We start from the raw sequence: 12,155 nt of genomic DNA, 5'->3' as shown, positions 1-12,155 counted from the left end.
TTATTTCGTATGCCGAATCAAACCTGCATCGACGCGACATCCTTCATGCAGCGCAACGCAAACATCGACCGGCTATGGCGGATGCTGGAGATGCGATAAAGCTTTTCGCGCAGGAAACGCTCGTAGCCGGCCGTGCCATCGACCGCCACCTTGATCCAGTAGTCGTATTCCCCCGACACCAGATACGCCTCCAGCACTTCGGGCAGCGCCGCGAGTTCGGAGCCGAAGCGCGCGAGCGCGTCGTCCTCATGGCGATCGAGCGTGACTTCCAGAATCACGATATCGGCGAAACCCAGCTTGCGCTGGTTCACCAGCGCCACATAACCGTCGATATAGCCATCGGCTTCGAGCTGGCGGGTGCGGTTCCAGCACGCCGTCGTGGACATGCCGACCTGCTCGGCCAGCTCCGCGTTGGACAGCCGTGCGTTCTGCTGCAAGGCGCGCAGGATCTTGCGGTCCTGGTTGTCGAGGGTTTTGGGCTGCCGTTCGCGCGTGGTCATGGTGAAAAGAATCTTGTACAGGAAAACTGGATTCTATCGGAACAAGCTTCTGGTTTAGGGCAGTTTGCGCTGGAAAACAGGAAGCCTATCCCGCCCCAATCCCGGTATATTTTTCACATGCCTTCTCGCCTGGCACGACCCACGCGGCCACCTCCCCGCGTCGGGGCGCGCCGCCGCAGCCACAAGCCGCGGTGGACCGTCTGAGCCGATCCTCGCTGCACCCTGCGGCGGCTATCGGGCGCGGCACGCGACTATCTCGCGTCCAGCAGCGTCCGATCGGGCGGATGGCATTTGAAAACCGCGCTGTTGCGCGGTTTTTTATTGCCGAATTTCCGTTGCGCGCCTGTTGCCGGGCCGCATTTCCTCGATACGCCCTTAGCCAGAATTCCCGGACATGTCGCTCCAGTTGTATTTGTCGTTTCTCGCCGCCGCGCTGATCCTCGTCTACACGCCCGGCCCCGTCAACGTGCTCACCATGAGCCAGGCGCTGCAGGCCGGCTGGCGCCGTGCGCTGCCCTGCGTCTGGGGCGGCACGCTCGCGGTGCTGTTGCAACTGGGCCTGACGGCGCTTTGCCTGAATTCGCTGCTGTTGATCAGTGAGCACTCGCTCACGGTGCTGCGCTGGGTGGGGGCGGCTTATCTGGTGTGGCTGGGCTGCAAGCAGTGGCGCAGCCGCACGCTCGGCGGCGCGCAGGAGAGCGGCGCTGCGGAGCCCGCGCTCACTTCGCATCGCGATCTGTTCTGGCGCGGGTTCGCGACCTCGGGGCTCAATCCCAAGACGCTGCTGTTCTTTCCGTCGTTTTTCCCGCAATTCATGAGCGCCGATGCGGCGTGGAGCGCGAATCGCCAGTATCTGGTGCTGGCGGCGACCTTTGCGGTGCTGTTTGCGGGTGGCGTGGCGTCGATGGCGCTGTTTTCGCACCGGCTGCGCCATGTGCTGCAACGGCCGCGCCGCCTGCGCGCGGTGAACCGGCTGATGGGCAGCCTGCTGGTGGGAATGGGCGCGATGATGGCGGGGCTGCGCTAGGCGCGTCCCCGCTGGAACGGCCTCAGGGCGAGGTCGTGGCGGTGGTCGTGACGCTCGAAGCCGCCGCCGCAGTCGTGGCGCTGGCGGTTGCGGTTGCGGGCGTTGAAGCGGCCGCGAGGGTTTCTGCGGCGCTGGCGGGCGCTGCTGCAGCCGCCTTCATGGGCGACGATGCCGCCGAAGCCGGCGCGGCTGCCGTAGCCGCTGCCGTAGTCGAGACACTCTGGCTCGCGCCTTGAACGGCAGCGGTAGCCGGCGCGCTGGCCGGGTTGGCGGCGCTGGCCACACCCACCGCGCTCGCACCGCTTGCACCATTCGCCGTCGCTGCCACCGCAGCAGGCACGACCGGCGCGAGCAGCGTCGCCGTGGCGGCGGGCGCCACTGGCATCACCGCATGCACGTTGCTGGTCGGTTGTGTCGGTTGCGTCGGCTGCATCGCGCTCAACACTGGCGTGGCCGCGAGCGAGTCCGGGTGAAGCGCCGCTGCGCCCGTTGCCGCCGCCGCCACGGCCGCGGCAGGGACGGCCGAGGTGCCCGGCGCCGCCACGCCCGGCGCACCGGAGTTAGCCAAAGCCGTGACCGGCTCCAGACCCGACGGCAGCGGCGTGATCTTGATCGATCCGCTACCCGGCACCGGTTCGCTCTTCGCGACCGTGTTCAGATACTTCGCGACCAGTTCGAAGAAACGCGTGTAGAACGCGCCCGACTGGATCGTCTCGCTCGACACCTTCACCATTTCGTCGCTATTCGAGCGGATCGGCAGCGACACCGACCCCAGAATCGACAAACCGACGCTCGCCGACGTATCGCTCTTCTTCAGCGCATAGCCGTTCTGCACGGCGTTCACGTAGACGATGCTGGTGTTGGTCGCGTCCGCCACGGTACAGACCACGTGCACTTCCACGACGATGTGCTGATCGCTGGTCGGCTGGAAGTTCTTGGTGGCGTCGACGGTGTCGTTGTGCGTCATCGTCGTCATGTAGCCCTGGCTCAGCAGTGCGCGGCGCGAGGCCTCGCAGGCATCGGCGCTGGCGTAGCTGAAGCTGCGCGAGAACGGGCTGGGCGCGCTGCTCAGCAACTGGTCATCCTGAAACTTGTTGGGTTTGGCGGATGAGCACGCGCCAAGAGCAGCAACGAGCGGAATCAGCAGGAACGGGGTAAGTCTGGAAAAACGGGGCATGTTCGGTGCAAACAGGACGGCGTTCGGGACACAAATACATATAACGAACGACCGGCAAACCAGTGGACGGCATGCATTGTAGTGCGGTTCGGGCTTGCACAACCGAACGCTCGTTTAACCCCGACCCTAAAAGGGCTCAAAGCCCCGTCTGACGGAGCATCGCGCATGACGGCGAATTGCCGTCGCCGGAAGCGAACCCGCGCAAAAAATTTTGATCGATCAAAAAAAACGGACTCCCGCGTCGCGCGAGAGCCCGTGTCAACCCGGCGCGCGTGCCGACGAGCGGAGAAGTGTTACCCGCCGGTTTGCGCGCCGCAGCCGAGTACCGCCGGCTGTCCCGTGCGCGACGCGCGGCCCCGAAGGCGCGCGGCGTGAGCGTTCACTGACTTCGCGACGGCTTTACTTCGTGCCGACCGTCGTGAGCGGCTGCCACTGGCCGTTGACGACCTTGTAGACCGTCACGCCGCCGTATTTCAGATCGCCGTACTGGTCGTAGCCGAGTTCGTTGGTGGTCACGCCCTTCATCGCCGTGCCCTTGAGCGAGGCCAGATAGATGTGCGGATCGGTCGAATTGGCCTTCTTCATGGCCGCGAACACCGCGCGCGTGCCGTCGTAGGCGTACGGCGAATACAGCTCGACCGGCTTGTTGAAGCGCTTCGAATAGCGCTCGACATAGCTCTTGCCGCCCGGCATCTGGTCGAGCGGGCTGCCGCCCGACGAAGCCAGCGCGCCTTCGGCGGCCGGGCCGGCGATCTTGATCAGTTCGGCGGAATGCATCATGTCCGGGCCGATCAGCGTCGATTTGATCGCCAGCGACTTCATCTGCTTGAGCATCGGCGCGGCCTGCGTGTCGGCGCCGCCGTAGAAGATCGCGTCGGCGTCGGCCGACTTGATGTGCGTGAGGATCGAGCGGAAGTCGACGGCCTTGTCGTTGGTGAACTCCTGCGCGACTACCGTGCCGCCCGCCGCCTTGACGGCCTTGGCGAATTCTTCGGCGACGCCCTGGCCGTAAGCCGTGCGATCGTCGATCACGGCGAAGCGCTTGAGCTTCAGATCCTTCACGACGTAGGCGCCGAGCACGCTGCCCTGTTGCGCGTCGGAGGTCACGAGGCGGAAGGTCGTCGGCAGGCCCTGGCGCGTGTAGGCAGGCGCCGTGGCCGTGGCGATTTCGGGGATGCCGGCCTTGGCGTAGATCGGCGCGGCCGGGATGCTGGTGCCCGAGTTGAAGTGGCCGATCACGGCGGCGACGTTGTCATCGACGAGCTTTTGCGCGACGGTCGTGCCGGTGCGCGGGTCGGCCTGATCGTCGTAGGCGTCCAGCACGAAGTGCACGGGCTTGCCGCCGATGGTCGGGTTGGTGGCGTTTTCGTCCTCGATCGCCATTTCCACGCCGCTGCGGAAGTCCGCGCCGTAGTGGGCCTGGCCGCCCGTCAGCGGGGCCGCGAAGCCGATCTTCACATCGGTGGCCTGGGCGAACGCGCCGGCGCTCCAGAGGCCGGCCAGCGCGGCCAGCAGGGCGGGCGCGCGCAGGCTCGGGTTGCGGGTGGTGTTCATCGTGTTGCTGCGGGTGTTGCGTGCCATCTTGGTTCTCTCCTCACGTTCTACGTTTTTCATGGCGCGAGCGGGCCCGCACCGCGTGCCGACACGCGGTGGACCTTCAAGCGCAGGGGTGAATCGACTGGAGCCGGGCAGCGTGCTCGACGCTGCGACCCTAAAACCGTTGCGCACGCAACGGCCTCGGGATGGCCGGGCGGATACGCTAAACTTGTTTGTTTTTCAGACGCTTACAACATCCCATAGGGTCTCCGGACAAGGATGCAGCAACAGTGAACGGACAGATTGACGGATACAATCGATCAAGCTGAATATCCATAACTGAGTGGATTGTATCCAATTCTGGCAGACGAAAAAAACGACGACAACAATTTTTCGTCGGCCCACGCTCGGCCGGCCAAAACGCTCACGAACACATGACGACAGTGCAGGGCAAGGAAGACCAACGATCGCTGCCTCAAACCATCCGCGATCAGTTGCGCGATGAGATCCTGCGCGGCGTGCTGCCGCCGGGCGCGCAGTTGCGCCAGGAGGGGCTGGCGGAGCGCTTCGGCGCGAGCCGCATTCCCGTGCGCGAGGCGCTGCGCCAGCTCGAAGCCGAAGGGCTCGTGAGCTATCAGCTCAACCGCGGTGCCGTGGTGATGGCGATGTCCACGCGCGAGATCTGCGAGTTGCTCGACATCCGCGCTGCGCTGGAAACTTACGCGGCGAAGCTGGCGGTGCCGAATATGGTGGCCGCCGATATCGACGTGATGAAGCGCATCCTCGCCGCGTATGACGCCGCGACGTCGCCCGCCGACTGGGCCGAATACAACCGCCAGTTCCACCTCGCGCTGTGCGCGCCCGCGAATAATTCGCGGCTGCGCAAGATGATCGAGGAATACTGTTTGAGCACGACGAATCGCTATCCGCATCTGCGCATGTCGCTCGATACGGAAAAGGGCGACGTGCAGCGCGATCACTACGAGATCGTCGATGCCTGCAAGCGGCGCGCGGTGGATGACGTGGTCGCGTTGATCGAGCAGCATATTCTCGATACGAAACGCGAAGTGATGGCGGCGGCGCGGCTGGCGGGTTTATCGGATTGAGGTAGCGCGGCACGCGGCTTCGTTGCGCGTGCAACGAAAAACGACGAACGCCTCTTGCGGGACGTTCGCCGTTTTTGTGTGTGTTGCGCGAGCCTGGCGCGCGGAAAACCTGCGGCTTAGACAGCCATTTCCGGCGGTGCGCGGCGGAAGCAGCGCGTGATCCAGCCGAGGTAGGCCAGACCCAGCACGAACCAGATCACGCCCAGCACGATCGCCGTCTTTTCGAGGCTGCACAGCAGCCAGATGTCGGTGACGGCGCCGATCAGCGGGAACACCACGCCGCCCATGAAGCCGAAGCCGCGCGAACCAGCCGCGCCGTTGAAGTACTGGCGGATCACGCACAGGTTCACCGAGGTGAACGCGAGGAACGCGCCGAAGTTGATGAACGACGTGGACGTGGCGACATCGAGCTTCAGTGCGATCAGGCCGACGATACCAGCGATCACAATGTTGATTGCCGGCGTGCGAAAGCGCGGGTGAATGTAGCCGAAGATCGATTTGGGCAGCACTTCGTCGCGGCCCATCGCGTAGAGCAGTCGGCCAACGCTAGCCTGCGCCGAGATGCCCGAAGCGAATTGCGCGAGGATCAGGCCTGCGAGGAAGATCGTCACGAAGATATCGCCGCCCACCTTGCGGGCGATTTCGAACGCGGCCGAATCCGGGTCCTTGAACACGGCGCCCGGATGCGCGAGTTGCAGCGTGTACGCAGCGATCACGAAGATCGCGCCGCCCACCAGCGCGATCAGCACGATGGCGCGCGGGATGGTCTTTTCGGGCTCGATGGTTTCTTCGGTCAGCGTCGAAACCGCGTCGAAGCCGAGATACGAATACGCAGCGATCGCGGCGCCCGCCATCGTCGCCGACAGCGGCACGTGCGGCTGGAAGAACGGCTGCGCGGTGAAGAGACCGCCAGGACCCGCAGCGGCCGAAGCGTAGTGGCAGCACAGCACGACGAACATCGCGGCGATACCGAGTTGCACGACCATCAGCACGATGTTGAAGCGCGCGGCCAGTTCGATGCCGAGCACGTTCAGGCCGCTCGTCAGCACGATGAACGCAACGATCCAGACCCACGCGGGCACGCTCGGGAACGCGGCGCCCAGATAGGCCGCGCCGATCAGCCAGATCACCATCGGCAGGAAGAAATAGTCGAGCAGCGTGGCCCAACCGATCATGAAGCCCATGTGCGAGTTGAAGCTCTTGCGCGTGTAGGTGTAGGCGGAACCGGCCACCGGGAACAGACGCGCGAGCTTGCCGTAGCTCAGTGCCGTGAAGACGATGGCGACGAGCGCGATCAGGTAAGCGAGCGCGGCCGTGTCCTGGCTTGCACCGGCGAGCACGCCGTAGGTGCCGTAGACGATCAGCGGCGCCATGTAGGCGAGGCCGAACAGCAGCACGGAAGGCAGGCCGAGCGTGCGCTTGAGATGCGGTTCTCGTGCGCCGCTGGCGGCGGGCGGTGAAGATGGCTTCATGATGCAGGTGTCTCCAAAGTGCAGCGGGTGTGGGTTGCGCGAACCCGCGCGGCCTGTTTCGAGGCACGGCCGGGCGAATCCGTGTGCAAACGTGTGGCGCGCATTCTCCCTGCGTGGCGCGCCGGTCCTTCAATTCGACTTCGCGATTCGTTTCGGGGTCCGAATCACTGAGATTTGCTTGCTCTGCCATCGCGAGCCCTGTCTTTCGACAAAGCCGGCGATGCGGCAATCAGCGGTTCAATACTGCGGGGGACCGGATCGGCCGGCACACATAGCGTGCTGTCGACCCGGGATAAAGCGATTAAGGCGATTAACGCGCGCGTGCACGGATATTGAGCGAGCGGCGGCCTTGCGCGTCGTTTTCATCGGCGAGATTCAGCGCGATGCGCGCGTCATGCAGATAGCTGTAGTGCTCGCGGCTTTGCGCCAGCAGCGCGCGATCCACGGTCACGGGCAGCACGGCGTCTTCGCCCTTGAGTTCGGCCAGCACGTCGCCGAACGGGCTCACGAGCGCCGATTCGCCGGGGAACGTGAGGTTGTCGTCGCCATCGCCGATACGGTTCACGAGCGCCGCGAACATCTGGTTTTCCTGCGCGCGCGCGACGATCGCGCGGCGATGCACCGGACCGAACGGGTCCATATTGCCGTTGGTGACGATCAGCATTTCGGCGCCGAGCGAGCCGACCGCACGCGCGGTCTCGGGGAACTCGATGTCGTAGCAGATCAGCAGACCGACGGTCATGCCCTTGAATTCGCAGACTTCGTAGCGATCGCCGGGCGTGAAAACGCCCACGTCCGTGGCCCACAGATGCGTCTTGCGATAGCGCAGGGCGATGTCGCCGCGCTCGTCGATCAGCACCGTGGTGTTGTAGAAATGATCGCCGTCGCGCTCGGCGAGGCCCACGGCGACAGCCATGCTGGCGGCGCGCGCGGCGTCGCGCACGGCGGTGAGCGACGGGCCGGACAGCGTTTCGGCGATATCGCGCACGTTCTCGCGCGTGGGAAAGCCGGTGAGGGTGGCTTCGGGGAAGACCATCAGGTCGGTGCCCGCGCGGCGCTGGCCGATCGCGTCGATCGTGCGCGTCAGGTTCGGGGCGACGGCGCCGTCCACGAGGGGAATCTGCGCGAGTTCGAGTTGCATGTCTGTCTCCTGTCGACCGCCGCCGGCGCGTTCTTGCGCGCCAGATGCGGTCCCATACATCGTAAAAAGCGACTCAATCTATCAGGCTGGCGGCGGTGTTGCCTGGCTATTGCTTATTTGTGGCCGCGCCAGCGTCTGGAGCGGCTATTATCACCACGTTATTTTTGTCCAGGAATTACCCAGCAGGGGTACCCTGATCGGAGGAACCATGGAACACGACTGGCAGGACCGCGCGTTCCATCATCACATCGCGACGCTGATCGACGCCCTCGACGGCCCTGATTTCTGGACCCGCACGACGCGCGTCATTGAACGTTTCGCCGCCTTCGACAACTGGGTCGCGCTGGTCTTCGTGCGCGACCGCGCACCGCTCGTCTGCGCCGAGTCGCCGATGCCCGACGGCACCGTGGATCGCTTGTTCCGCGCGTATCTGGAGGGGATGTACCAGCTCGATCCGTTCTATATCAACGCGTGCGAAAGACCGCGCGCGGGGCTGGTGACGCTGGCCGAAGTCGCGCCCGATAACTTCCGCATGACGGACTACTATCAGCGCTATTTCAAGAGCAACATCATCGGCGATGAAGTGCAGTTCAACGTGCCGTTCGACGCGCAGCGCACGCTGATTTTTTCGCTGGGTGCAAAGCACCATTACACGGAGCGCGATATTGCGCAGTTCGCGTTGTTCGCGCCGTGGGTGATCGCGCTGATGCGCCAGCGGCTCGCGTACGAGCCGTTGATCGCGAGCGATACGATGACGGAAGTGCCGCAGTCCGAGGCGGTGGAAGCGAGCGCGGCCGGGGCGCTGCAGGAGATCGACAGTGCGAGCCGTTTCGAGGCGGTCACGCAGCAAAGCGGACGCACGCCGCTGACGGCGCGCGAAATCGAGGTGGTGCGGCAGAGTTTGTCGGGCTTTTCGACGCGCGCGATCGCCGAACGGCTCGAAATCTCGTTCGAAACCGTGCGGGCGCACAAAAAGCACATTTACGCGAAGCTAGGCGTGAGTTCGCAGTCGGAACTGTTCGCGTTGTTTTACGAGCCGCGTGGGCGCGAGGGCGGCTGAGCGCCCTGCGGTTTTGCTGCGACGGTGCCCTGAATCAGAACTCGACGAGCGCGAAGTCTTCCTTGCCCACGTCGCACAGCGGGCAGCGCCAGTCTTCGGGCACGTCGGCCCAGCGCGTGCCGGGCGCGAGGCCGTCATCGGGCGCGCCGGTCGCTTCGTCGTAGACCCAGCCGCAGATCACGCAGACCCATTGCTTGAAGGCTGCATCGTCGGCTGCGGTTTTTGCGGCTTCGGCTTCGGTCGCTGGTGCAGTCGTGGCCGGCGTTTCGCGCGGCGTGTCGAGCGCGACGACCAGCGGCGCCGACGTGCTTTCGCGCGCGGCGAGCTTCGTCTGCAAGGTGTCGAGCAGCGCAGCGGCTTCTTCGGCAGTGAGGTCGATCCAGTAGGGATCGCCTGCGCCGTCATTCAGACGCTCGGGGGAGAACTGGATTTCGAGGGCGACGCCTTTCTTGTACATAAACGGAAAAACAGGTGGCCAGGCGTCCCGCGCGGCGTGGTGTCGTCGTCTGGTCGCTTAGACGAAGAGACGGAGCACCAGCGAAGCCGCGATGCCACCGAAGGCGATCAGCGCGAGCATTTGCAGCAGCGTAATGGTCTTGCGCGGCGCGGCGTTCGTGGCGGGGACAGATTGGGGAGTCGTATTCATGGCGTGCGGCGTCGCGAAAAGCGTGTCGTTGGATCTCGTGCGCCAGGATTGGCGCGGCCGAGGAGTGTCGCACGATTTCGCGTTGGCGGGGGGCGTTTCGACGCTGCCCGCGCGCACCAGCCGCACCCGGCGATACCATTGCGCACGCCCGGATCGGGCGCTGTCGCATGGCGTGCGTCATTATCGCTGCTATTGCGCAGATCATTGCGCAGCAGCGGGAGATGGATTATTTCGCGAGGGTTGAGAGCGATAAAAAGCGCCGGATGAAAACGGCATCCTACCCATGCAACCACCGCCGCTCCGCTAACGAAAACACCCAGCAGACCGGCAGCGCGCAGGCCATGCCGATGGCCACCTCCGCCACGCGGAACAGCGCGACGTCCCATACCGGACCTTGTGTGGGCACGAGCAGCACGATGGTGGTCGTGATCGCGCCCAGCCGCGCGGCCGTGCTCACGCGCAGACACCAGCACGCGACGATCACCACAGCCACGGCCGCCAGATACGCCGGGATATTTTCCGCGCCCAGTGTTGCCGCCGCGAAGCCGACAATCCCGCCCGCAATCGCGCCGATGAACTGGTCGCGCGACTGCGAGAGCGTGTCGGCGTAATCGTGCTGTGTGACGGCGATGGCCGTGATCGCGGCCCAGAACGCCTGCTCGGTATGCAGGGCGCGGCCGATGCTGTAAGCGAGGCCCGCGCCGCACACGGCGCGCAGCGCCATCAAGGCGCCCTGCGCGGCGCGGCTTTTGAGCGGCAGGCGCTTGAGCGCACCCAGCGCCGCCTGCTGTAGCGAAGTGAGGTAAGCGTAAAGGTTGTCTTGCGGATCGTGCATCGGTTCTATGCGGCCTGGAAAACGTATTCAAAAGCACGGCGCGCGCGCCTGCAGGCCGTCAAGCATATCAAGCGCGCCTTACCATTCGATGCCTGGCGCGCACTAGCCACAAAGCTCCGCAAGACAGGCATCGAACGCGCCGAGCAGACGATCGACATCGGCTTCGCTTGTGTCCGGGCACACCAGCATCATGTTGTGGAACGGCGTGATCAGCACGCCGCGATTAAGCAGATACAGGTGGATGACGTGTTCGAGTTCGTCGTTCATCGCGGCGCGTGCTTCGGTGCCGTTACGCGGCGGTGTGGCGCAAAACTGGAATTCGCTGCGCGCGCCCACGCGTGTGACGCACCACGGCAGATCGTGGCGCGCGATCGTGGATGTGAGGCCGCTCGCGAGCCGTTCGGAGAGCGCGAACATGTGCGCGTAGGCCGCTTCGGTCATGACTTCGTCGAGCGTCGCGCGCATTGCGCTCATCGACAGCGCGTTGGCCGTGAGCGTGGTGCCGATGCCCGAATGGCCCGGCGGCGCGTCGAGCTTCGCTTTCTGCGCGCGTGCAGCCAGTTCCGCCGAGAAACCATAAACGGCGCAAGGCACACCGCCGCCCACCGGCTTGCCGAGCACGAAGAGATCGGCTTCGATACCGTGCGCACGTGCATAACCGCGCGGGCCGCTGCTGATGGTGTGGGTTTCGTCGATCAGCAGCAGCGTACCGTGGCGTTTGATGAGCGCCTGGGCCTCGCGCCAGAAGCTCGCTTCCGGCAACACCATGCCGACGTTGGTCATGGCCGGTTCGGCCAGCACGCAGGCGACTTCGCCATCGGCAAGCGCTTGTTCCAGCGCGGCGAGATCGTTGAATTCCACCACGCGCGTGTGCGGCAGCAGGTCGTGCACCTGGCCGAGCAGGCTCGCGCGCTGCGTGGGCACGCCATCGACGAGATCGACGAATACATCGTCCACCGTGCCGTGATAGCAGCCGTTGAACACGACGATCTTCTGCCGCCCAGTGGCCGCGCGCGCCCAGCGCAGCGCGAAGCGATTGGCGTCGCTCGCAGTCATGGCGAACTGCCAGTAGGGCAGGCCGAAGCGTTCCGCGAGCGCGGCACCCACGGCCACGGCGTCTTCGCCGGGCAGCATGGTGGTGAAGCCGCGTTGCGCCTGCTGCGCGAGTGCCTGCGCGACGGCCTGCGGTGCGTGGCCGAACATCGCGCCCGTGTCGCCCAGGCAGAAGTCGGTGTAGCGATGACCGTCCACGTCGCTGAAGGCCGCGCCGCGCGCACTATCAACGTAGAGCGAAAAAGGCGTGGACCAGTCGTTCATCCAGTGCAGCGGCACGCCGAACAGCAGATGCTGCGCAGCCCGCGCGGAGAGCGCCTGCGATTTCGGGCGCGCGGCAATAAAGGCGTTGCGCTCGCGTGCGAGGACGCGTTGCGCGCGTTCCCGGTTCACGCCTTGACGGTCTGGCATGGACGATTCCTCCTGGTGCCTGGTTTTGTCTGCACCGATCGTCGCATGCACATCTATCGAAGTAAATTCGGACAAATAGCCTATGCCATTCGGCCGAGGTCACAAAAAGCGAAAGGCGCGATACCGTTACGGTCATCGCGCCTCTTCACATCTTCAGCGTTCACGCCCACAAGGAGCGTTCAATGTCACTC

General features: G+C 64.8%; 12 protein-coding genes. 3 read left to right on the top strand and 9 right to left on the bottom strand.

Annotation, left to right across the window (positions count from 1 at the left end):
* Positions 1 to 17: 17 nt before the first annotated feature.
* Positions 18 to 500: an Lrp/AsnC family transcriptional regulator gene (locus U5A67_RS15320; RefSeq protein ID WP_205984376.1), complete on the bottom strand. Its 483-nt coding sequence runs from the start codon at positions 498 to 500 to the stop codon at positions 18 to 20.
* A gap of 394 nt (positions 501 to 894) precedes the next feature.
* Here U5A67_RS15320 and U5A67_RS15315 point away from each other — a divergent pair, with 394 nt between their 5' ends.
* Entirely contained in the window at positions 895 to 1,527 is a 633-nt protein-coding gene (locus U5A67_RS15315; RefSeq protein ID WP_205984375.1) for a LysE family translocator, read from the top strand.
* A 22-nt stretch (positions 1,528 to 1,549) separates the two neighbouring features.
* Here the strand turns inward: U5A67_RS15315 and U5A67_RS15310 are convergent, their stop codons facing one another.
* Together U5A67_RS15310 and U5A67_RS15305 are read right to left on the bottom strand one after the other, a co-directional pair.
* Positions 1,550 to 2,704 carry a DUF2242 domain-containing protein gene (locus U5A67_RS15310; protein WP_321815032.1) on the bottom strand — a complete coding sequence of 385 codons (1,155 nt, stop codon included), beginning with the start codon at positions 2,702 to 2,704 and terminating at the stop codon, positions 1,550 to 1,552.
* Between the two features lie 399 nt (positions 2,705 to 3,103).
* On the bottom strand, positions 3,104 to 4,258 hold the full coding sequence (locus U5A67_RS15305) for a branched-chain amino acid ABC transporter substrate-binding protein (protein ID WP_205984468.1): 1,155 nt from the start codon (positions 4,256 to 4,258) through the stop codon (positions 3,104 to 3,106).
* A 416-nt stretch (positions 4,259 to 4,674) separates the two neighbouring features.
* Between U5A67_RS15305 and U5A67_RS15300 the strand changes: the two genes are divergently transcribed.
* Positions 4,675 to 5,346, top strand: coding sequence for a GntR family transcriptional regulator (locus U5A67_RS15300; RefSeq protein ID WP_205984373.1), 672 nt, complete (start codon positions 4,675 to 4,677; stop codon positions 5,344 to 5,346).
* 116 nt (positions 5,347 to 5,462) lie between these two features.
* Here the strand turns inward: U5A67_RS15300 and U5A67_RS15295 are convergent, their stop codons facing one another.
* Together U5A67_RS15295 and U5A67_RS15290 are read right to left on the bottom strand one after the other, a co-directional pair.
* Positions 5,463 to 6,818, bottom strand: a complete 1,356-nt coding sequence (locus tag U5A67_RS15295; protein ID WP_205984372.1) for an APC family permease — start codon at positions 6,816 to 6,818, stop codon at positions 5,463 to 5,465.
* 310 nt (positions 6,819 to 7,128) lie between these two features.
* Positions 7,129 to 7,959 (bottom strand): carbon-nitrogen hydrolase family protein, encoded by an 831-nt coding sequence (locus U5A67_RS15290; protein ID WP_205984371.1) that lies wholly within the window; start codon positions 7,957 to 7,959, stop codon positions 7,129 to 7,131.
* A gap of 208 nt (positions 7,960 to 8,167) precedes the next feature.
* Between U5A67_RS15290 and U5A67_RS15285 the strand changes: the two genes are divergently transcribed.
* Entirely contained in the window at positions 8,168 to 9,019 is an 852-nt protein-coding gene (locus tag U5A67_RS15285) for a helix-turn-helix transcriptional regulator (RefSeq protein WP_321815033.1), read from the top strand.
* Between the two features lie 34 nt (positions 9,020 to 9,053).
* On the opposite strand, the gene U5A67_RS15280 is transcribed toward U5A67_RS15285, so the two are convergent.
* The 4 genes from U5A67_RS15280 to U5A67_RS15265 all read right to left on the bottom strand — a co-directional run bounded on the left by U5A67_RS15280 (position 9,054) and on the right by U5A67_RS15265 (position 11,964).
* Entirely contained in the window at positions 9,054 to 9,476 is a 423-nt protein-coding gene (locus U5A67_RS15280; protein WP_321815034.1) for a rubredoxin, read from the bottom strand.
* A gap of 57 nt (positions 9,477 to 9,533) precedes the next feature.
* Positions 9,534 to 9,665 carry a hypothetical protein gene (locus tag U5A67_RS15275; protein WP_277397925.1) on the bottom strand — a complete coding sequence of 44 codons (132 nt, stop codon included), beginning with the start codon at positions 9,663 to 9,665 and terminating at the stop codon, positions 9,534 to 9,536.
* 277 nt (positions 9,666 to 9,942) lie between these two features.
* Positions 9,943 to 10,500 (bottom strand): FUSC family protein, encoded by a 558-nt coding sequence (locus U5A67_RS15270; RefSeq protein WP_321815035.1) that lies wholly within the window; start codon positions 10,498 to 10,500, stop codon positions 9,943 to 9,945.
* A gap of 102 nt (positions 10,501 to 10,602) precedes the next feature.
* On the bottom strand, positions 10,603 to 11,964 hold the full coding sequence (locus U5A67_RS15265; RefSeq protein WP_321815036.1) for an aspartate aminotransferase family protein: 1,362 nt from the start codon (positions 11,962 to 11,964) through the stop codon (positions 10,603 to 10,605).
* Positions 11,965 to 12,155 lie beyond the last annotated feature (191 nt).

Origin of the sequence: Paraburkholderia sp. J69-1, assembly GCF_905220255.1 — a bacterium.
Lineage (GTDB): Bacteria > Pseudomonadota > Gammaproteobacteria > Burkholderiales > Burkholderiaceae > Paraburkholderia.
Note: the sequence above shows the minus strand (reverse complement) of the source record. Positions and strands in the feature narration are given on the sequence as shown.

Bases quoted from the DNA above. Each gene is read 5' to 3' on its own strand.
- U5A67_RS15320 (WP_205984376.1), bottom strand. From the start codon at position 500: ATGACCACGCGCGAACGGCAGCCCAAAACCCTCGACAACCAGGACCGC.
- U5A67_RS15315 (WP_205984375.1), top strand. From the start codon at position 895: ATGTCGCTCCAGTTGTATTTGTCGTTTCTCGCCGCCGCGCTGATCCTC.
- U5A67_RS15310 (WP_321815032.1), bottom strand. From the start codon at position 2,704: ATGCCCCGTTTTTCCAGACTTACCCCGTTCCTGCTGATTCCGCTCGTT.
- U5A67_RS15305 (WP_205984468.1), bottom strand. From the start codon at position 4,258: ATGAACACCACCCGCAACCCGAGCCTGCGCGCGCCCGCCCTGCTGGCC.
- U5A67_RS15300 (WP_205984373.1), top strand. From the start codon at position 4,675: ATGACGACAGTGCAGGGCAAGGAAGACCAACGATCGCTGCCTCAAACC.
- U5A67_RS15295 (WP_205984372.1), bottom strand. From the start codon at position 6,818: ATGAAGCCATCTTCACCGCCCGCCGCCAGCGGCGCACGAGAACCGCAT.
- U5A67_RS15290 (WP_205984371.1), bottom strand. From the start codon at position 7,959: ATGCAACTCGAACTCGCGCAGATTCCCCTCGTGGACGGCGCCGTCGCC.
- U5A67_RS15285 (WP_321815033.1), top strand. From the start codon at position 8,168: ATGGAACACGACTGGCAGGACCGCGCGTTCCATCATCACATCGCGACG.
- U5A67_RS15280 (WP_321815034.1), bottom strand. From the start codon at position 9,476: ATGTACAAGAAAGGCGTCGCCCTCGAAATCCAGTTCTCCCCCGAGCGT.
- U5A67_RS15275 (WP_277397925.1), bottom strand. From the start codon at position 9,665: ATGAATACGACTCCCCAATCTGTCCCCGCCACGAACGCCGCGCCGCGC.
- U5A67_RS15270 (WP_321815035.1), bottom strand. From the start codon at position 10,500: ATGCACGATCCGCAAGACAACCTTTACGCTTACCTCACTTCGCTACAG.
- U5A67_RS15265 (WP_321815036.1), bottom strand. From the start codon at position 11,964: ATGCCAGACCGTCAAGGCGTGAACCGGGAACGCGCGCAACGCGTCCTC.